The 19,742-nt window shown below is 73.4% G+C and carries 18 protein-coding genes; 6 read left to right on the forward strand and 12 right to left on the reverse strand.

Annotated features, from left to right (window positions below; translation table 11 throughout):
* Window positions 1-33 precede the first annotated feature (33 nt).
* The 5 genes from GCU60_RS08605 to GCU60_RS08625 form a co-directional block, all read right to left on the reverse strand.
* Window positions 34-1,110 (reverse strand): ABC transporter ATP-binding protein, encoded by a 1,077-nt coding sequence (locus tag GCU60_RS08605; RefSeq protein ID WP_163204199.1) that lies wholly within the window; start codon window positions 1,108-1,110, stop codon window positions 34-36.
* A gap of 99 nt (window positions 1,111-1,209) precedes the next feature.
* Window positions 1,210-2,712 carry an alpha-N-arabinofuranosidase gene (locus tag GCU60_RS08610; protein WP_163204201.1) on the reverse strand — a complete coding sequence of 501 codons (1,503 nt, stop codon included), beginning with the start codon at window positions 2,710-2,712 and terminating at the stop codon, window positions 1,210-1,212.
* Window positions 2,712-3,764: an acetylxylan esterase gene (locus GCU60_RS08615; protein ID WP_163204203.1), complete on the reverse strand. Its 1,053-nt coding sequence runs from the start codon at window positions 3,762-3,764 to the stop codon at window positions 2,712-2,714. The genes GCU60_RS08610 and GCU60_RS08615 overlap by 1 nt, the downstream gene beginning before the upstream one ends.
* Complete coding sequence (locus tag GCU60_RS08620) at window positions 3,764-6,109, reverse strand: glycoside hydrolase family 3 N-terminal domain-containing protein (RefSeq protein WP_163204205.1); 2,346 nt, start codon at window positions 6,107-6,109, stop codon at window positions 3,764-3,766. The genes GCU60_RS08615 and GCU60_RS08620 overlap by 1 nt, the downstream gene beginning before the upstream one ends.
* A 123-nt stretch (window positions 6,110-6,232) precedes the next feature.
* Complete coding sequence (locus GCU60_RS08625) at window positions 6,233-7,504, reverse strand: endo-1,4-beta-xylanase (RefSeq protein ID WP_163204207.1); 1,272 nt, start codon at window positions 7,502-7,504, stop codon at window positions 6,233-6,235.
* 138 nt (window positions 7,505-7,642) lie between these two features.
* Here GCU60_RS08625 and GCU60_RS08630 point away from each other — a divergent pair, with 138 nt between their 5' ends.
* From GCU60_RS08630 to GCU60_RS08645, 4 genes are all read left to right on the forward strand, one after another.
* Window positions 7,643-8,911 (forward strand): extracellular solute-binding protein, encoded by a 1,269-nt coding sequence (locus GCU60_RS08630; RefSeq protein ID WP_204261682.1) that lies wholly within the window; start codon window positions 7,643-7,645, stop codon window positions 8,909-8,911.
* A 7-nt stretch (window positions 8,912-8,918) separates the two neighbouring features.
* Entirely contained in the window at window positions 8,919-9,902 is a 984-nt protein-coding gene (locus GCU60_RS08635; protein ID WP_163204211.1) for a carbohydrate ABC transporter permease, read from the forward strand.
* A gap of 37 nt (window positions 9,903-9,939) precedes the next feature.
* Window positions 9,940-10,776, forward strand: a complete 837-nt coding sequence (locus GCU60_RS08640) for a carbohydrate ABC transporter permease (RefSeq protein WP_163204213.1) — start codon at window positions 9,940-9,942, stop codon at window positions 10,774-10,776.
* 108 nt (window positions 10,777-10,884) lie between these two features.
* Window positions 10,885-11,964: a LacI family DNA-binding transcriptional regulator gene (locus tag GCU60_RS08645; protein ID WP_204261683.1), complete on the forward strand. Its 1,080-nt coding sequence runs from the start codon at window positions 10,885-10,887 to the stop codon at window positions 11,962-11,964.
* A gap of 15 nt (window positions 11,965-11,979) precedes the next feature.
* Here the strand turns inward: GCU60_RS08645 and GCU60_RS08650 are convergent, their stop codons facing one another.
* Complete coding sequence (locus GCU60_RS08650) at window positions 11,980-12,828, reverse strand: pseudouridine synthase (protein WP_163204215.1); 849 nt, start codon at window positions 12,826-12,828, stop codon at window positions 11,980-11,982.
* Between the two features lie 114 nt (window positions 12,829-12,942).
* Here GCU60_RS08650 and GCU60_RS08655 point away from each other — a divergent pair, with 114 nt between their 5' ends.
* Window positions 12,943-13,374, forward strand: a complete 432-nt coding sequence (locus GCU60_RS08655; RefSeq protein WP_163204217.1) for a DUF4175 domain-containing protein — start codon at window positions 12,943-12,945, stop codon at window positions 13,372-13,374.
* A 7-nt stretch (window positions 13,375-13,381) separates the two neighbouring features.
* On the opposite strand, the gene scpB is transcribed toward GCU60_RS08655, so the two are convergent.
* The 6 genes from scpB to ald form a co-directional block, all read right to left on the reverse strand.
* On the reverse strand, window positions 13,382-14,221 hold the full coding sequence (gene scpB, locus GCU60_RS08660) for an SMC-Scp complex subunit ScpB (protein ID WP_345770491.1): 840 nt from the start codon (window positions 14,219-14,221) through the stop codon (window positions 13,382-13,384).
* Window positions 14,218-15,135 (reverse strand): segregation/condensation protein A, encoded by a 918-nt coding sequence (locus GCU60_RS08665; protein ID WP_163204219.1) that lies wholly within the window; start codon window positions 15,133-15,135, stop codon window positions 14,218-14,220. The genes scpB and GCU60_RS08665 overlap by 4 nt, the downstream gene beginning before the upstream one ends.
* A 24-nt stretch (window positions 15,136-15,159) precedes the next feature.
* The gene (locus GCU60_RS08670) at window positions 15,160-15,678 is read right to left on the reverse strand and encodes a hypothetical protein (protein ID WP_163204221.1); all 519 of its coding nucleotides are present in this window, start codon (window positions 15,676-15,678) and stop codon (window positions 15,160-15,162) included.
* On the reverse strand, window positions 15,675-16,580 hold the full coding sequence (locus GCU60_RS08675) for a ParA family protein (RefSeq protein ID WP_163204223.1): 906 nt from the start codon (window positions 16,578-16,580) through the stop codon (window positions 15,675-15,677). The genes GCU60_RS08670 and GCU60_RS08675 overlap by 4 nt, the downstream gene beginning before the upstream one ends.
* Window positions 16,581-16,791: 211 nt before the next feature.
* A complete protein-coding gene (gene xerD / locus GCU60_RS08680; RefSeq protein ID WP_163204226.1) occupies window positions 16,792-17,703 on the reverse strand; it encodes a site-specific tyrosine recombinase XerD in 912 nt (303 codons plus the stop codon).
* 50 nt (window positions 17,704-17,753) lie between these two features.
* On the reverse strand, window positions 17,754-18,869 hold the full coding sequence (gene ald, locus GCU60_RS08685) for an alanine dehydrogenase (protein WP_163204227.1): 1,116 nt from the start codon (window positions 18,867-18,869) through the stop codon (window positions 17,754-17,756).
* 228 nt (window positions 18,870-19,097) lie between these two features.
* On the opposite strand from ald, the gene GCU60_RS08690 reads away from it, so the two are divergent.
* Entirely contained in the window at window positions 19,098-19,706 is a 609-nt protein-coding gene (locus GCU60_RS08690) for a hypothetical protein (RefSeq protein WP_163204229.1), read from the forward strand.
* Window positions 19,707-19,742: the final 36 nt, after the last annotated feature.

Genomic DNA, 19,742 nt, shown 5'->3' on the forward strand with positions numbered 1-19,742 from the left:
GGACCTGGAGTTCCGGGTTCCTGGGCGGGGAACTCAGTCGCCCAGGCGCCGGCCGCTCGAGACGTCGAACAGGTGCACGTGCCCCTGCCGCGGGAGGACGTGCAGGATCTCGCCGCGCTGGGGCGGGCGACGCCCGTCGACGCGGGCGGTGATCAGCTGCTCGGTGCCGTCGAAGACGGTGCGCCCGTACACGTAGGCGTCGGCGCCCAGCTCCTCCACGACGTCGACCTCGACGGCCAGCCCGCGGTCGGAGACCTCCAGGTCCTCGGGCCGGACGCCGACCTGCACGGTGGGGTCCGTGGCCTGGCTGAGCACGTCGCGCGGCACCGGGTGGACCTCGTCGCCGAACCGCACGCCCCCCTCGGCCTGGGGCAGCGTGAAGAGGTTCATCGCCGGGGAGCCGATGAAGCCGGCGACGAAGGCGTTCACCGGGCGGTCGTAGAGCTCGCGCGGCCGGCCCACCTGCATGAGCAGGCCGTCCTTGAGCACCGCCACCCGGTCCCCCATCGTCATGGCCTCGACCTGGTCGTGGGTGACGTAGACGGTGGTGATGCCCAGGCGGCGCTGCAGCTGGGCGATCTGCGTCCGCGTCTGCACCCGGAGCTTGGCGTCGAGGTTGGACAGCGGCTCGTCCATGAGGAACACCTGGGGCTGGCGGACGATCGCCCGGCCCATCGCCACCCGCTGCCGCTGCCCGCCCGAGAGCTTGCCGGGCTTGCGGTCGAGGTAGTCCTCGAGGTCCAGCAGCTTGGCCGCCTCGCGGACCCGCTCGCCGATCTCCGCCTTGCCCATGCCGGCGATCTTCAGGGCGAAGCCCATGTTGTCGGCCACCGTCATGTGCGGGTAGAGCGCGTAGTTCTGGAACACCATCGCGATGTCCCGGTCCTTGGGCGCCACGTCCGTGACGTCCCGGTCACCGATCAGGATCCGGCCGTCGGTGACCTCCTCCAGGCCGGCCAGCATCCGCAGCGACGTCGACTTGCCGCAGCCCGACGGGCCGACCAGGACGAGGAACTCGCCGTCCTCGACCGTCAGGTCGAGCGCGTCGACCGCGGGCCGCTCGGTACCGGCGTAGACCCGTGTCGCCTTGTCGTAGGTGACCGATGCCATCTCGTGCTCCTGATCTGCTCCCCCGGCGTCGTCGCCGGGATCGGGCTGTCGGATAGGTGGTGCGTCGTGCTGCGGTACGTCGGGCGGGAGGTCCCGCGGTCAGTGGAGGGCGAGGGCTGTCCAGGACACCGGGGGCAGGGTCACGCACAGCGTGCCCTCGACCACGGTGGCGCGGGGGTTCGGTCGCAGCCCGACCCGCTCCGGCCGGTCGGTGGTGTTGGCCGCGTGCGGGTCCGGATCGGACAGCGTCAGTGCCTCCTCGACGGTGCTCACCCCGAGTCCGGCGAGGTCGAGGCGGACCTCCACCTCGTCGGCCTGCGAGCGGTTCACGAGGAAGAGCGCGAGCGCACCGCCCTCCCTCGTGGCGGCGGCGTCCACGACGGGCACCTCGCCGTACGCCGCGGTGTCGTACGCCGGGCCGTCGACGCGCACGTCCAGGGCGTCGCCGCGCGCCAGGCGGGAGGTGGTCGCGAAGGGGAAGAACGTCGACTTCCGCCACGCCGGACCCTGCGGCTCGGCCGCGATGGGGGCGATCACGTTCACCAGCTGCGCGATCGAGGCACTGGTCACCCGGTCGGCGTGCCGGAGCAGCGACATCAGCAGGCTGCCCACCACGACGCCGTCGGCCACCGTGTAGGGCTCCTCGCTGATCGGCGGCGCGAGGGGCCAGTCGTCGATCCGCTTCGCCAGGTCCGCCGGGACCCGGGACAGGTACCAGACGTTCCACTCGTCGAAGGAGATCGCGAGGCTCTTCGAGCTGCCGCGCACGGCCTTCACGTGGTCGGCGGTCGCGAGGACCGACTCGATGAACCGGTCCATGTCCGTCGCCGAGGCGAGGAATGAGCCGAGGTCGCCGTCCTTCTCCTCGTAGTACGCGTGGCAGGAGATGTAGTCGACGTCGTCATAGGCGTGGGTGAGCACGGTGCGCTCCCACTCGCCGAAGGTCGGCATGGCCGCGCCCGACGAGCCGCAGGCGACCAGCTCGAGGTCCGGGTCGAGCTGGCGCATCGCCTTCGCCGTCCGGGCGGCAAGCTTGCCGTAGTCCTCTGCCGACCGCTGGCCGAGCTGCCACGGCCCGTCCATCTCGTTGCCGAGGCACCACATCCGGACGTCGAAGGGCCGCTGCCGCCCGTTGCGGATCCGCTGGTCGGCCAGCGTCGTGCCGGAGGGCACGTTGGCGTACTCGAGGAGGTCCAGCGCCTCCAGCGTGCCGCGGGTGCCGAGGTTGAGCGCGAGCATCAGCTCGGCGCCGACCTTCTCCAGCCAGGAGGCGAACTCGTGCAGCCCGACCTCGTTGGTCTCCGTGCTGTGCCAGGCGAGGTTGAGCCGGACCGGGCGCTGGTCCCGGGGGCCGACGCCGTCCTCCCACCGGAACCCGGAGACGAAGTTCCCGCCGGGGTACCGGACCGTGGTCACCCCCATCTCCGTGACGAGGTCGATCACGTCCCGGCGGAACCCCTCCTCGTCCGCCGTCGGGTGGCCCGGCTCGTGGATGCCGCCGTACACGCCGCGTCCCATGTGCTCGACGAAGGCGCCGAAGAGCCGGCGGGACACCGGGCCCACCGGTCGCGCCGGGTCGATGGTCAGGCGTGCACGCAGCATCAGACCGCCCGCGTCCGGGCGGCGGGCGGGCCGGCGGGCGGGCCGGCGGGCGGGCCGGCGGGCAGTGCGGCGGACGGGGCGGCGAGGACGCCGCGCAGCCAGTCGAGCTGCTCGCGCTGCTGGTGGGCCTCCCCGCCCTCGTGGTCGTTGAACGGGTACACCGTGATGTCCTTCGGTCCGGCGTACGCGGCGTGGGCGGCGAAGACGGTCGAGGGCGGGCAGATCTCGTCCATGAGGGCGACCGAGAACAGCGCCGGGGCCGACGACAGGCGGCCCAGGACGGCGGCGTCGAAGTAGCTCAGCGTCGCGAAGACGCGCTGCACGCGGTCCCGGTGCGCCTTGAGGTACCGGACGATCTCCCCGTACGGGTCCCCGGCGGCGATGCGCGTGGCGCGCGGGAAGTCGCAGAGGAAGGGCACGTCGGCCATGACCGCCCGCACCCCGCCGGCGAGCGCCGAGACGGCGAGCGCGACCCCGCCGCCCTGGCTGATGCCGGCCACGGCGACCCGGTCGGCGTCGACCTGCGGGTGCCCGCGCAGCACCTCGAGGGCTCTCGTGGCGTCGGTGTACACGCGCCGGTAGTAGTAGTCCCGCGGGTCCAGCACGCCGCGGGTGAGGAAGCCCGGCTGCGCGGCCGCCGAGCCCACCGGGTCCGCGGTGTCCCCGACCGTCCAGCCGCTGCCCTGCCCCCGGGTGTCGACGACGAGGTGCGCGAACCCCGCCGACGCCCAGAAGACGTGCTCGTGCGGCAGCCCCCGCCCGCCGTTGTAGCCCATGAACTGGACCACGCCGGGCAGCGGCCCGTCCCCGCGCACCGCGCCGGCCGGCAGGTGCAGCCAGGCGCGGACCGGGGAGCCGCCGGCGCCGGCGAAGGTCACGTCGTGGGTCTCGACGGTCACCAGCCCCGAGTCGACCGGGGTCCAGGTCGCGTCCAGCGGCCACTCCCCCGCCTCGTCGAGGGTCGCCCGCCAGAACTGCTCGAGGTCCGCGGGCGCGGGGAGCTGCGGGTCGTAGCGCCGCAGCTCCTCCAGCGACAGGTCGGCCTGCGGCATCAGGCGGTGACCTCCAGGGGCTCGACCACGGTCTGCGGGTGCAGGACCCGGTCGAACCCGACCGTGCGACGGGGCCCGGCCAGCGTGTACCGGAGGGTCTCCCGCACGTCGGCGCTGGAGGCGCCCACCCGGAGTTCCACCTCGCCCGGCTCCACGATCCGCGAACCGGCCCGGCCGGTGAAGGAGGTCAGGTCGGCGTGCAGGGCGAAGCGGACGGTCGCGGCCGCTCCCGGCGCCAGGTCGACCCGGCGCGCGGCCACCAGTGCCTGCACCGGCCGGACCACCTCGGCCACCGGGTCGTGCAGGTAGACCTGCACGACCTCGGTCACCTCGCGGCCGGTCTCGTTGCGGAGCTCGACCGCCAGCTCGGCGGTGCCGTCGGTCGCCCACTCCGGGCCGCCGGCCGCCCGGACGCCGGACCAGGTGGCGGCGCCGTAGCCCAGGCCGTGCCCGAAGGGGAACAGCGGCGTGGGGTCCACCGTGCTCACGTCGGTCCTGCGGCCCAGCGGCGAGGCGAGGTAGGTGCTCGGCTGGCTGCCGCCCTCCCGCGGGAAGCTCACCGGCAGCCGGCCCGAGGGGGCCACCCGGCCGCTGAGGACGTCGGCGATCGCCGGGCCGCCCTCCTCGCCGGGGAAGAACCCGCACAGCACCGCGGCGAGCCGGTCGACCTGGCGCGAGAGCTCGTAGGGGCGGCCGCTGAGCAGCACGAGCACCACCGGCTTCCCCGTCCCGAGGAGCGCCTCCAGCAGCTCCTCCTGACGACCGGGCAGCCGCAGGTCCACCGCGTCGCAGCCCTCGCCCGAGGTGCCGTTGCCGAACAGCCCGGCCTTGTCCCCCAGGACGGCGACCACGACGTCGGCCTCCGCCGCGACGCGCACGGCGGCCTCGATCGCCTCGTCGTCGCCACCGACCACCGGGCACCCCTCGGCGACGACGACGTCGAAGGCCTCCGGCGCCTTCTTCAGCGCGTCGGCCAGGGTCGGGATGTCGACGCCCACGGGCACGTCGGGGTGGTGCACGCCGACGTGCATCGGGAAGGAGTAGCAGCCCAGCATCGCCTCGGCGGTGTCGGCGCGGGGACCGACGACCGCCAGCCGCGCCCCGGCCGCCAGCGGCAGCGTGCCGTCGTTGGCCAGCAGCACCACCGACCGGCGGGCGAGGTCGCCGGCCACGGCCCGCGACTCCTCCGGGTCCAGGTCCACCTCGCCGTCGAGCACCGCCGGCGAGTCGGGCGACCAGTCGGGGTCCAGCAGGCCCAGCTCGCACTTCTGCAGCAGCACGCGGCGCAGCGCCCGGTCCACCAGCGCCTCGTCCACGGCACCGGCGCGCACCGCCTCGACCAGCGGCTCGCCGTAGCAGGCCACGGTCGGCAGCTCGACGTCGATCCCGGCCTCCAGGGCCAGCGCGGCGGCCTCGCCGGGCGAGCCGGCCACGGCGTGCAGCGTCTGCAGGAAGGCGACCGAGAAGTAGTCGGCGACCACGGTCCCGGTGAAGCCGTAGGTCTCGCGCAGCAGGGTGGTGAGCAGCGCGGCATCGCCGGCCGCGGGCACGCCGTCGGTGTCGGTGTAGCTGTTCATCACCGAGCGGGCGCCGGCCCGCAGGGCCATCTCGAACGGCGGGAGGAACACGTCGGCGATCTCGCGGGGTCCGGCCGAGACCGGGGCCAGGTTGCGGCCCGCCCGCGAGGCGGAGTAGCCGACGAAGTGCTTGAGCGTCGCCACGATCCCGCTGGACTCCAGGCCGCGGACGTACGCGCTGCCGATGGTGCCCACCAGGTGCGGGTCCTCGCCCATGGTCTCCTCGACCCGCCCCCAGCGCATGTCCCGGGCGACGTCGAACACCGGGGCGAGCCCCTGGTGGACGCCCAGCCGGCGCATGCTCGCGCCGATCATCGCGCCCATCCGTTCGACGAGCTCCGGGTCGAAGCTGGCCGCCCAGCACAACGGCGAGGGGAAGACCGTCGCCGTCCACGCCGCGAGCCCGGTGAGGCACTCCTCGTGCACCAGCGCCGGGATGCCGTGCCGGCCGGCGGCCATGATCTGCCGCTGGCTCTCCGCCAGGCCCTTGGCGCCCAGGAAGGGGTCGACGGGGGCCGTGCCGAACGGCCGGGTCAGCTGGCCCAGGCCAATGCCGATCAGCTGGTCCCAGTCCGCCGGCGCCGCGGCCATGTCGTGCTGGTGCGGGGCGACCTCGCCCTCGGTGGCGTCGATGCCGACCCACACGCCGTACAGCTGGGCGACCTTCTCCTCCAGCGTCATGCGGTCGACGAGGTCGGCGACCCGGTCCTCGGCGGGGACCTCCGGATCGCGCCAGAGCGCAGCGTCGTTGTCGGGGTTGAGAACCATGCCCGTGGAAGTCCGTCCTGTCTCGTGGTTGCTGGTGCGGCGGACCGGGCCGCCTGTGCCGGGGACGGGTGCGTCAGGGCGCCGCGCTCGCAGCATCCTGCCCCGGTCCCGGGTGGTACGCGGTCAGGCCAGGACGACCTCCGGCGTCGGCGCGTCGTGCCGCAGCGCCCACGTCGCGGAGCCGCCCGCCACCGACACGGAGTAGTCGCCGGCCCAGCCGCGCACCCGGACCCGGCCCTCGCCGTCGGTCCGCATCGGCGTCGGGGCGAGCCACCACTCCTCCTTGACCAGCCCGCGCAGGGCGTCGTAGGCCGGCTTGGGGGTGCCGTCGGCACGCACCAGCCCGGCCGGGGCGCCCAGCCAGGCGCCGCGGTCGGTGATCCCCCAGTAGGTCACCGCCTCGACGGCCGGGTGTCCCAGCAGGGTGCGGTAGTGGCGGACGACGTCGTCGGCCTGGCGGGCCTCGCCCTCCGGGGTGGAGGGCCACTCCGGGACCTGGTGGTCGTTGAGGTCCACGATCTCCGGCGGCATGAGGTCCCCGGAGACCAGGGTGGTCTCGGTCCAGTGCAGCGGCAGGCCGTAGCGGGCGAACCGCTCGAGAACCTCCAGGGTGCGTTCCTCGCCCCAGTAGCCCTGGTGCATGTGGCTCTGCAGGCCGATCGCGTCCACCTGCACCCCGGCCTCGAGGACGCCCTCGACGAGGCACTCGTAGGCCGTGGAGAGGTTGAAGTCGTTGAGGACGAGGGTCGCGGCGGGGTTCGCCGCCCGCGCCTCCTCGAAGGCGAGCCGGACGGTCGGGATGCGACCGATGCTGCGGCACAACCGGGTGATCGCGTTCTGCTCGGGCTCGTTGGCGAAGACCGGCATGATCACGACCTCGTTGATCGCGTCCCAGGTGTCGATCAGGCCGGCCATGCCGGCGGCCTCCCGCCGGACCCGGGCCCGCACGATCTGCTCGACGTCCTCGTCGGAGTAGGCGCGCAGCCAGTCCGGGGCCAGGGTGTGCCAGACCAGCGGATGACCCTTGACCGTCACCCCGCGGTCGCGGAACCACTCGGCCGTGACCTGCAGCCGGCGGGTGTCGGGCCGGCCCTGCTCCGGCTCGAACCCGGCCCAGTAGAACGGCAGCGTCGCGGTGTTGAACACGTCGAGCCAGAGCTCCTCGAGCCGCTGGGCGGCCTCGGGCTCGGCGCCGCCGAAGACGTTCTCCCGCGCCCCGTCCTGCTCCTCGTTGGCCAGTCCCACGAAGTCGAAACCGATGTTGCCGAACCCGAACCCGTGCCGCACCTGCTCGACGGTCACGTCGCTGTCGGCGCAGGGCGAGCCGTCGGCACGGCGCACGGTGAGGGTCGCCTCGACGCTCCGGACGGCGTCGAGGGACGTGGCAGGGGTCATGGCGCGAAATCGTTATCGACAACGATTGACAGCGCAAGCCCTTGCTGCAACCTTCTCGTTGCGTGTCCCACGCCACAGGCGGCGTGCGGCGAGACGAAGGGGTCAGACATGCGGCGTTCGGGGCGAGCAGCTCTCTCGGTGCTCTGCAGCAGCGCGGTGCTGCTGACAGCCAGTGCCTGCGGCAGTGGCGATGACAGCAGCGCATCGGGGGGCGACGAGAACACGATCACCTGGTGGCACAACTCGAACAACGAGCCCGGCAAGGGCTACTACGAGCAGGTCGCCGCGGACTTCGAGGACGCCAACCCCGGCGTCGAGGTCGAGGTCGTCGCCATGGCCCACGAGGACATGGTCGACAAGCTGGCGGCGGCGTTCCAGAGCGGCGACGTGCCCGACGTCTACATGGAGCGTGGCGGCGGCGAGCTCGGCGACCACGTGGAGGCCGGCCTCGTCCGTGACATCTCCGAGGCCGCCTCCGAGGAGATCGACAAGCTGAACCCCGGCACCCTGGCCGGCTGGCAGGTCGACGACAAGACCTACGCGCTGCCGTTCTCCGTCGGCGTCGTCGGTTTCTGGTACAACACCGAGCTCTTCGAGCAGGCGGGCATCACCGAGCCGCCGGCCACGATGGAGGAGCTGGCCACCACCGTCGAGCAGCTCAAGGCGGCCGGGATCACCCCGCTCTCCGTCGGCGCCGGCGACAAGTGGCCCGCCGCGCACTACTGGTACTACACGGCGCTGCGTGCCTGCTCCGAGGACGTGCTGACCGACGCCGTCAGCAGCCTGGACTTCTCCGACCCATGCTTCGTCGAGGCGGGTGAGGCGCTCGCGACCTTCATCGAGACCGAGCCCTTCAACCCCGGCTTCCTGACCACGCCGGCGCAGGAGGGTGCCACCTCGGCCTCCGGCCTGCTGGCCACCGGCCAGGTCGCCATGGAGCTCGCGGGCCACTGGGAGCCCGGCGTCATGCAGGGCCTCACCGACAACGGCGAGGGCCTCGGCGACAAGACCGGCTGGTTCCCGTTCCCCGCGATCGAGGGCGGCGAGGGTGACCCCGAGGCCGCGCTCGGTGGCGGTGACGCGTGGGCGGTCGCCCAGGAGGCGCCCGACGCCTCGGTCGACCTGGTGAAGTACCTGCTCTCCGACGAGGTCCAGCAGGGCTTCGCCGAGAACGACATGGGTCTGCCGACCAACCCGGCCGCGGCCGACTCGGTCACCGACCCGGCTCTCGCGGAGCTGCTCGAGGTGCGCGACACCGCTCCGTTCGTCCAGCTCTACTTCGACACGGCGTTCGGCACGTCGGTCGGCAACGCGATGAACGACGCGGTGGCCCTGCTCTTCGCCGGCCAGGCGACGCCGGAGGAGATCGTGGAGCAGACGCAAGAGGCCGCGGACCGGGAGAAGTGATCCGTCCATGACCTCACCGGTGACCGCTGCGCCGGAGGAGACCGACCCCGGCGCAGCGGTCACCCGGCGCGCGGAAGCGCGCCGGGTGACCGGCAGATCCAGCGCCGGGAAGCGGCGTCAGCGCCTGGAGATCGCCATGTTCGTGGCGCCGGCGCTGGCGCTGATGGCGATCTTCGTCGTCTACCCGGTCTACTCCGCCGCCCGGATGTCGATGTACCGCTGGAAGGGCTTCGGCCCGCTGGTGGACTTCGTCGGGCTGCAGAACTACGTGCGCGTCCTGACCGACGACGTCTTCACCGACGCCGTCGTCCACAACTTCATCATCGTGTTCGCCTCGATCCTGGTGCAGCTGCCGCTGGGCCTGGCCCTGGCGCTGCTGCTCAACCGGCGCATCCGCGGCCGGGGCCTGCTGCGCACGATCATCTTCGTCCCGTACGTGCTGGCCGAGGTGATCGCCGGCGTCGTGTGGTTCCAGATGCTCCAGCCGCGCACCGGTCTCCTGGAGACCGTGCTCGGCTCGGTCGGCATCCCGGTTCCCGAGCAGGGCTTCCTGGGCACCCCCGACCTGGCCCTGGCGACGGTGTTCGTGGTGCTCACCTGGAAGTACCTGGGCCTGGCGGTGCTGCTCTTCCTCGCCGGGCTGCAGGGGGTCCCCGACGAGCTGCACGAGGCCGCTCAGCTCGACGGCGCCTCGTGGTGGCAGGTCCAGCGCCGCATCGCGATCCCGTTGATCGCCCCGACCATCCGGACGTGGGTCTTCCTGTCGATGATCGGGTCGCTGCAGCTGTTCGACATGGTCTGGATCCTCACCGGCGGTGGACCGGCGAACGCGACGACCACGATGGCCACCTACCTGATCAGCCAGGGCACGCAGAGCGGCAACTTCGGCATCGCCGGGGCGGCGTCGGTCGTGCTGTTCCTGATCGGTTTCGTGATGGCGGTGGCCTACCAGTTCCTGGTGCTGCGCCGCGACACGAAGGCAGACGCGTGATCCCCCCGGGGCACGCCCGCGAGAGGAGGACCCGCTGATGGCACGGCGGTCGACGGCGTACGGGCGGGGCGGCCCGCTCGTCTACCTGATCGCGGCCCTGGTCGTGGCCCTCACGCTCGGGCCGGTGCTCTACGGGGCGCTCGGTGGCTTCCGCAGCAACGAGCAGCTCGCGCGCGATCCCGCCGCGCTCCCCGATCCCTGGGTGTTCGGGAACTACGGGAACGTCCTCTCGAACTCCTCGTTCTGGACCTACGCGCTCAACTCCACGGTCATCGCCCTCATCACCACGGCGGTGGCGGTGCTGGCCGGTGTCATGGCCGCGTACCCGCTGGCGCGGTACCAGTTCAAGCTCCGGGAGCCGCTGTTCCTGGTCTTCGTCCTGGGCCTGCTCTTCCCGGCGGCGGTGGCGATCGTGCCGCTGTTCATCCTGATCACGCGCGATCTGCAGCTCGGCAACACCTGGTGGGGCGTGGCGCTGCCGCAGGCGGCCTTCGCCCTGCCGGTGACGGTGGTGATCCTGCGGCCGTTCCTGATGGCGCTGCCCAAGGAGCTGGAGGAGGCCGCCATGATCGACGGCGCCTCGCGGATCCGGATCTTCTGGCGGATCGCGCTGCCGCTGTCCATGCCCGGCCTGGTCACCGTCGGCGTCCTGGCGTTCGTCGCGTCCTGGAACGCCTACCTCCTGCCGCTGCTGCTCCTGCAGGGGGACACGCGCACCCTCCCGCTGGGCGTGGCGGACTTCTCCACGCAGTACTCGGCCGACACGGCCGGCGTGCTGGCGTTCACCACCATTGCGATGATCCCCGCGCTGATCCTGTTCCTCGCCATGCAGCGGCGGATCGTCAGCGGGCTGCAGGGAGCGGTGAAGGGCTGAGTCCGGCACCAGCCGGGATGCGGTACCCACGGTCCATCGACACCCGCCGGTCACCCCGGCGGTCAGGCCCGGCCTGACCGCCGGGGTCCGGACGACGAGAGGTTGCACATGACGCTCGACTCCACGCGTGACCCCGTCGCGGGCGCGCGCGTCGTCCCTCAGGTCGTTCCCTCCCCCTCGCTGCGCGGCCGAGTGACCATGCAGCAGGTGGCCGCGGAGGCCGGCGTCTCCATCTCCACGGTGTCCAAGGTGATCAACGGGCGCTACGGGGTGTCGGCGGAGACGATCGAGCACGTCGGCTCGGTCATCGACCGGCTCGGCTACGAGGCGAGCCTCGTCGCGCGCAGCCTGCGCAACCACCGGACCAACGTCATCGGCGTGCTGGTCATGGACTTCGAGCCCTTCAGCACCGAGGTGCTCAAGGGTGTCGCCGACGCGATCCACGGCTCCGGGTACGAGCTGATCGCCTACTCCGCGGGTGGCCACCTGGGGGCCCGCGAGGGGTGGGAGCGGCGGTCACTGAGCCGGCTCATGGGCAGCCTCGTCGACGGCGCCGTCCTGGTCACCCCCACCGTGACCGACGTGCAGGCCGACGGGCCCGTGGTGGCCGTCGACCCGCACACCGGCCCCGCCGGGTTGCCCTCGGTGGCGGCGGACAACCTGCAGGGAGCCCGCCTGGGCGTGGAGCACCTGCTCGCGCTGGGTCACACCCGTATCGGCATGATCACCGGTCGTGCGGACCTGATCTCCGCGCAGCAGCGCGAGCAGGGCTACTGCGAGGCGCTGCACGCGGCCGGGCTGGCGGCCGACCCGGCGCTGCGGCGCTCGGGTGGCTTCGAGCCGGAGCTGGCCCGGGAGGCGGCCCGCGAGCTGCTGTCGCGCCCCGACCGGCCCACCGCCGTGTTCGCGGCGAACGACCTCTCCGCCCTGGCCACGCTCGAGGTCGCGGCCGAGCTCGGGCTCGACGTGCCCGGGCAGCTGTCCGTCGTCGGCTTCGACAACATCCCGGAGTCGGCGCTGGCCGAGCCCCCGCTGACCACGGTCCAGCAGCCGATCCGGCGGATGGGTCAGGAGGCGACCGCGATGCTGCTGGGGCTCATCGCCGGCGAGGAGCTCACCGGCCCCCACCGCACCCTGACCACCTCTGTGGTCGTGCGGGCGTCGACCGCCCCTCCCCGCGAGGCCTGACCGGACGGTCCGGGCTCAGAGGCCGACGAGCTCCTCCAGGGAGCCGACCTCGCCCCGGGTGAGCTTGCGGATCGAGCCGCTGCGCATGCGCTGCAGCTGGACCGGACCGACCGCCGTGCGGGTCAGCCGCGAGACGGGCAGGCCGACGTGGGCCAGCAGCCGGCGCACGATGTGCTTGCGCCCCTCGTGCAGGACGACCTCGACCACCGACTGGCCCGCGTGGGTGTCGACGACGCGGAAGGAGTCGACCTTCACCGGGCCGTCCTCCAGCTCGACACCGGACCGCAGCCGGCGGAACAGGTCCCGCGGCACCGAGCCCGAGACCTGCGCCAGGTAGGTCTTGCGCACCCCGTAGGAGGGGTGCGCCAGCCGGTGGGCCAGCTCGCCGTCGTTGGTCACCAGCAGCAGGCCCTCGGTGTCCTGGTCGAGGCGGCCGACGTGCACCAGCCCGGGGGCGAGGTCGCCGACCATGTCGCCGACGGTGGGCCGGTTCCGGTCGTCGGTCATGGCCGTGATGACCCCGGAGGGCTTGTTGATCGCGTAGGTGACGCGGTCGTCCCGGATCTCCAGCCGCACCCCGTCGACGGAGATCTTGTCGGTCTGGGCGTCCACCCGCATGCCCTGCACGAGGACCTGCTTGCCGTTCACGCTGATCCGGCCGGCGTCGATCATGTCCTCGACCACCCGCCGCGACGCCACACCGGCCCGCGCCAGCACCTTCTGCAGCCGCTCGCCCTGCCGGTCGTCGTCGCCGTCGTCGGCCGCGGGCCGGTCGCCGGGGTGCGCCGGGGCCAGTTCCATGTCCTCGGACCAGCCGTCGCCGGCGTCGGTGGTGCTCTCGTCGTTCGGGGTCCCGGTGCTCATCGCCGTCCAGTGTCCCATCGGTTGCCCGCTCCCCCGACCGTCGCACCGCTGAAGAGGGTGACCGGCCCGCCGGGAGGGTGGTGCAACGCACACGCCTGCGCCAGGATCCGGCCCGTGGACCGACGCCCCGAGCCCGCCTCGCCGCGCGCCCTGCGGGCCTGGCGGCGGATCGGCCTGACCCTGGGGCCTCCCGGTGCCGGCCTGCTGAGCGCTGCGGCCGCGGCCTGGCTGATCACCGGCCGGCTGGGCGGCTGGCCGGCCGCGCTGGTCGTGTCCGGGCTCGCCGCCGGTCTCCTCGCGGTCGTCTTCCTCCGGCGGGTGTGGTCCGAACCGACGTGGCGCGGTACAGCGCGCAGCCGCAGGGCCGAGTCGTTCTCCACGGCCTTCCTCGGCCTGTGCGGCCTCGCGGTGGCGCTCGGGCTGGTCGGCCGCTGGGTCACCGTTCCGCCCTGGCTCCGGGCCGTGCTCGCCTGCGCCATCGGCGTCGCCCTGGTGGCCACGATGGTGGCGGCCCTGCGGGCAGGCCCCGAGCCCGCACGGGACTGACCGCGGCTCAGGCGTCGGGGTGCTCGTCCAGCACCGTCGAGGCCTCGGGCAGCAGCGGTGCCAGCTCCGGGAGCTCGGTGAGGCTGGTCAGGCCCAGCCGTTCCAGGAACAGCGGAGTCGTGCCGTAGAGACCGCCGCCGGTGTCGGGGTCGGAGCCGACCTCGTGCACGAGCCCACGGGTGAGCAGGGTCCGCATCACGCCGTCCACGCCCACGCCCCGGATGGCGGAGACACGGGCACGGGTCACCGGCTGGCGGTAGGCGATGACGGCGAGGGTCTCCAGCGCGGCCTGGGTGAGCCGGCTCCGCTGCCCCTCCCCGAGGTACCGCTCGACGACGGCGGCGTGGTCGTCGCGGGTGTAGAGACGCCACCCCTCCCCCACCCGCCGCAGCGTGATCCCGGCCGACCGCTCGTCGTAGCTCGTCGCGAGCGCGGCCAGCCCGTCGCGCACCTGCTCCTCCGGGCAGCGCAGCGCCGCGGCGAGCGTCTCCTCGTCGACCGGGTCGTCCACGACGAACAGCAGCGCCTCCAGCCCGCCCTGCAGCTCCACCGGGTCCAGCAGCTCCATGGGCGCGAGCTCGGGGTCCGGCTCGGGCTCGGGCTCCTGCGACGGCTCCGGTGCCGTCGCGACCAGTGGCAGCTCGTGCTCCTCCGGTACCGCGGGGACCTGCTCGTCGGGCACCGGGCGCTCCCCCACGCGGGAGGCCAGCGCGGCGGCGACGGCGTCCCAGGTGGCGGGGTCGGCCTCGCCGCGCTGCTCGGCCTCCTCCCGGGTGGCCGCGAGCTCGGCGGCCAGCGCGTCCCAGGAGATGGGTGCGCGCTCCTGGTCGGGACGTTCCTCGGTCACCGGTACTCCTCGTCGGGGTCGTGCGCGGCCGGTCCGTCGTCCGTCCGGTCGTCCGTGTCGTCCTCGCCCCCGCCGCCCTCGACCGGGTCGCCGACCGGGTCGTCGACCGGGTCGTCGTCCCGACCGGGGTTCCCGGTCCACCGGACGTGCAGCTCACCCAGGGGCGTCAGCTGCTCGAACACCACGCGCTGCTGGCGGTACAGCTCCAGCAGCGCCAGGAAGCGGGCCACCACCTCCATCGTGTGCTCGCAGTCCGCGGTGAGGGCCCGGAAGCTGGCGGTGCCGGAGCGCCGCAGGTGGTTGCGCACCGTCAGCAGCTGCTCGGCGACGCTCACCGGCGGCGCGTGCAGGTGCGAGACGCTGACCGTCTCGGGAACCTTGGGTGCCAGCGCCCGTGCGGCGAGGGCGGCGAACTGCTGGGGCGTGAGGTCCAGCAGCACCTCGGGCACCAGCTCGGCGAAGCGGGGTTCCAGCGCGGCCTGCCGGGGATGCCGCAGCGCCGCCTCCGCCTCCCGCTCGCGCAGGAACGCCGCCGCCTGCTTGTAGGCCTTGTACTGCAGGAGCCGGGCGAAGAGCAGGTCCCGCGCCTCGAGCAGCTCCAGGTCCTCCTCGTCGTCGATCTCGGCGGCCGGCAGCAGGCGCGCGGCCTTGAGGTCCAGCAGCGTGGAGGCGATCACGAGGAACTCGCTGGCCTGGTCGAGGTCGAGCTCGTCGCCCAGCGCCCGCAGGTGCGCGATGAACTCGTCGGTGACCTGGGAGAGTGCGATCTCGGTGACGTCGAGCTTGTGCTTGCCGATCAGCTGCAGCAGCAGGTCGAAGGGACCCTCGAAGTTGGTGAGCCGGACCGTGAAACGCGCAGGAGCGGCTCCGTCGGCCGGTTCGGCCGCCGGAACCGCTCCAGCGTCGGTGCTCACGGAGTGCGAGCGTAGGCCCCTGGGTCAGTGACCCCGGAGCCGGCGGACGAGGACGGAGTCCTCGCCGCGCTCGTCCAGGTCGGCCAGCAGGACCGAGACCGCCTCGCGGACGATGCGGCCGCGGTCGGCCGCCAGACCGTGCTGCGCGCGCAGGCTCAGCCGGGCGGTCTCGAGGGCGACGAGGTCGTCGGCGGAGATGTAGACCGTGATCTTCTCGTCGTGCTTGGTGCGCTCGGCGCGCCCCCGGGCCGGGCGGCCGCGGGTGGGGACCTTCGGCTGCAGGACCGCTGCCGGGGCCTCCTCGGCCGGGTTCCCCCGGAAGGACGCGAGGTCGTCCCCGCCGTCGGCTCCGCCGGGGACGAGCGTCAGCGGCATGCCGCTGTCGGGGGTCTCCCCGGCCCGCCGGGCGCCACCGGCGCTGCGCAGCGCCGGGGAGCTGGCCGCCGTGGGCAGGCTGGGCAGCTCGGTGACCTCCGGCACCGATGCGGTGTCGGTGCGGCGGAAGAGCTCCGAGGCACCGGGCAGAACAGGCCTGCGAGTCACAGGGCCAGCACCTCCTTGGCGAGGTCGCGGTACGCCGCGGCGCCCGTCGACGTGGGGGCCCACGTGGTGATCGGCTGACCGGCGACCGTGGTCTCCGGGAAGCGCACCGTGCGGGTGATGACGGTCTGGAAGACGGTGTCGCCGAAGGCCTCGACGACCCGGCTGAACACCTCCCGGCAGTGGACGGTCCGGGAGTCGTACATGGTGGCGAGGATGCCGTTGATCTCCAGCGACGGGTTGAGCCGCTCCTTGACCTTGTCGATCGTGTCGACGAGCAGCGCGACACCGCGCAGCGAGAAGAACTCGCACTCCAGCGGGATCACCACGCCCTGGGCGGCGGTCAGCGCGTTCACCGTCAGCAGCCCGAGCGAGGGCTGGCAGTCGATGAGGATGAAGTCGTAGTCGTCCCGCACGTCGGCCAGGATCCGCAGCAGCGTCTGCTCCCGGGCCACCTCGCTGACCAGCTGCACCTCGGCGGCCGACAGGTCGATGTTGCTGGGGACCAGGTCCAGGCCGGGGACGTCGGTGTGCACGAGGACGTCGCGGAGACTGGTCCGCCGCTCCATCAGCGCGTTGTAGATCGTGCGGTCCATGTTCTGCGCCGGGATGCCCAGGCCCACCGACAGCGCACCCTGCGGGTCCAGGTCGATGAGCAGCACCTTGCGGCCGAACTCGGTCAGCGCCGCGCCCAGGTTGATGGTCGACGTGGTCTTGCCGACGCCACCCTTCTGGTTGCACATCGCGATGATGTGCGCGGGCCCGTGAGAAGCCAGCGGCTTCGGGTCCGGAAGACGGCGCTGCCGCGCCTTGGCCGGGTCCAGCCGCAGCGCAGCCGCCCCCATCTCGGGGTCGGTGTCGTGCGGCCGCGCGACGGCATGGGCCGCGTCCGCTCGGATCGCCATGGGTCTGATGCCTCCACCTCGTCCCCGATCCGGACGTTCCGGGCGCGGTCAGCCGTCCTGTCCGCTCGGGTGACACAGACGCTAGGGAGAAGGAGACACCTACCCAAGGCGGCACGCCGTCGACGTGTCGACATGGCGACGAATGCCAACCAGTGTGACTGCTCAAGCCGAAGCGAGCCCAAATTCTGTCCAAGCAGCGGCTCGCTGGCTGTCAGGTCAGGGCACGGGGGTGACTCGTCGCATAGACCTCGCGCAACCGGTCGACGGTGACCAGCGTGTAGACCTGCGTGGTGGTCACCGACGCGTGCCCGAGCAGTTCCTGGACCACGCGGACGTCGGCGCCGCCGTCGAGCAGGTGGGTGGCGAAGCAGTGCCGCAGCGTGTGCGGGCTCAGCTCCGCGGTGAGGCCGGCGCGTTCGGCCGCCGTCCGGAGGATCGACCAGGCGCTCTGCCGGGACAGCGGTCCACCGCGCGCGTTGAGGAACAGCGCGCCGCCCCGGACACCGCCGCGGCTGTTCGCCACCAGCTCCGGGCGGGCCCGCACCAGGTACTCCTCGACCGCCCGCAGGGCGTAGCTGCCGACGGGGACGACCCGTTCCTTGCCGCCCTTGCCCGACAGCCGGACCGTCGCCTGCCCGCGGTCGAGGTCGTCGACGGCGAGCCCGACGGCCTCGGAGATGCGCGCCCCGGTGCCGTAGAGCACCTCGAGCAGCGCACGGTCCCGCAGCCCGCGGGGACCCTCCAGGGAGCCGGCCGCCTCGATCAGCGCGACCACCGACTCCACCGGCACCGCCTTCGGCAGCCGGCGGGCCGGCGTGGGCGGCCGGACCTCGTGCGCGACGTCGTCGGGCACCAGGCCGTCGAGCAGGGCGAACTTGTGCAGCCCACGGACGGCGACCACCGCGCGGGCCGCCGACGTGGCCGACAGCGGCGGGTGGTCGTCGTCGCCCCGGCGGAGCGCGGCCAGGAAACCGGCGACGTCGGACTCGGCCACCTCGCCCAGCCCGCGCACCCCGGCGGTGGCCAGGTACTCGGTGTAGCGCCGCAGGTCCCGCCGGTAGGAGGCGATGGTGTTCTGCGCCAGGCCCCGCTCGACGGTGAGGTGGTCCAGGTAGCCGGTCACGACCCGCTCGACGCCGGGCCCCGCCGACGTCGATGCTCCCGTCGCTGTCGTCAGGTCAGCACCTCCTCCAGTGGGACGGCATCCATGCCGTGGGCCTCGGCGACCTCCGGGAGCACCACGTGCCCGCCGACGACGTTGACGCCGTGGGCCAGTGCCCGATTGTGGCCGACGGCCGCGACGGTGCCCTGCCCGGCCAGCGCCATCACGTACGGCAGCGTCACGTTGGTCAGCGCGTGGGTGGAGGTGTTGGGAACGGCACCGGGCATGTTGGCCACGCAGTAGAAGACCGACCCGTGCACGCGGAAGGTCGGTTCGTCGTGCGTGGTCGGCCGGGTGTCCTCGAAGCACCCGCCCTGGTCGACGGCGATGTCGACCAGCACCGAGCCGGACTTCATGCGGGAGACCAGCTCGTTGCTCACCAGCGTCGGCGCCTTGGCCCCGGGTACCAGCACCGCGCCGATGACGAGGTCGGCGTCGAGCACCGCGCGCTCCACCTCGTAGGAGTTGGAGGCCACGGTCCGCAGGTGCCCCTGGTAGATCCGGTCGGCGGCCCGCAGCTTGTCGATGTCCCGGTCCAGGACGACGACCTCGGCCTGCATGCCCAGCGCGATGGCTGCGGCGTTCATCCCGGACACCCCGGCGCCGATGACCACCACCTTGGCCGCGTAGACGCCCGACACCCCGCCGAGCAGCACGCCGCGCCCGCCGTGCGCGCGCTCCAGGCAGTGGGCACCGACCTGCGGCGCCATCCGCCCGGCGACCTCCGACATCGGGGCCAGCAGCGGCAGCGCCCCGTCGGGCGTCTGGACCGTCTCGTAGGCGATCGCCGTCGTCCCGGAGGCGACCAGCGCGTCGGTGCACTCCCGGGAGGCCGCGAGGTGGAGGTAGGTGAAGAGGGTCTGGCCCGCCCGCAGCCGCCCGTACTCCTCGGCGACGGGCTCCTTCACCTTCAGCAGCAGCTCGGCGTCGGCCCACACGTCGTCGGCGGAGGCGAGGATGCGGGCACCGGCGGCGGTGAAGTCCTCGTCGGGGATCGAGGAGCCCTCCCCCGCGCCCTGCTCGACGAGCACCTGGTGCCCGGCCCGCGTCAGCTCGGTCACCCCGGCCGGCGTGAGCGCCACCCGGTACTCCCGGTTCTTGACCTCTCGGGGAACCCCGATCCGCATCGACTGTCTCCTGGTCCCGGCGTCCGGCGCGTCGAGGGTGACGACGGCCTTCCCACCGCATCGTGGGCGCACCCGGTCCGGGCGCGCCTCGGCCGGAGTGTGGCATGCGACACGTGCTGGACCGCGCACCCTCGGGTCGACGGCTTCCCGGGGACGAGCCGGACTGCCGGAGCGAGCGGCCTGCCCCACGATGACGGGGCCCGCCCGTCCCGTTCCCCGGAGGCCTGGATGCGCTTCTACGCCGAGCAGCCCGCACTGCGCAGCCGCCAGCTGGCGGCCGACGCCGGCGTCCTGCTGTGGACCGTGTTCTGGGTGCTGGTCGCCCGCGTCGTCCACGGTGCGGTGCTGGTGCTGGCCGAACCCGGCCGCGCGGTCGAGGACCTCGGCCGGTCGGTGGCGGGTTCGATGGGGTCGGCCGCCGAGGCCGCCGAGGACGTGCCGGTCGTCGGCGACGAGCTGGCCGCACCGTTCGAGGCCCTGGCCGGCGCGGGCGGCTCGGTCGGCGGCGCCGGGCGGTCCGCGCAGGACGCGGTGGACACCCTGGCCCTCGTGCTCGCCGTCGTGCTCGTGCTGCTGCCGGTCGGCTGGCTGGTGTCGCGCTGGCTGCCCTGGCGGCTGCGCTACGCGCGGGAGGCAGGGGCCGCCCAGGGGATGCTCACCACGCCCGGCGACCTGGAGATCCTCGCGGCGCGCGCCCTCGCCACCGCCCCCCTGCCGGAGTTGGCCACGCTCCCCGACGGCACCGGCGCGGCCTGGCGTCGCGGTGACCCGACCGCGGTCCGTGCCCTCGCCGCCGTCGAGCTGGCCCGGCTGGGCCTGCGGCCGCCCCCCAGGTGACGGACTGGAACGGCCACCCTTCAGGGGCCCGCGCCG

This window comes from Blastococcus saxobsidens (assembly GCF_010682065.1).
GTDB classification, from domain to species: domain Bacteria; phylum Actinomycetota; class Actinomycetes; order Mycobacteriales; family Geodermatophilaceae; genus Blastococcus; species Blastococcus saxobsidens_B.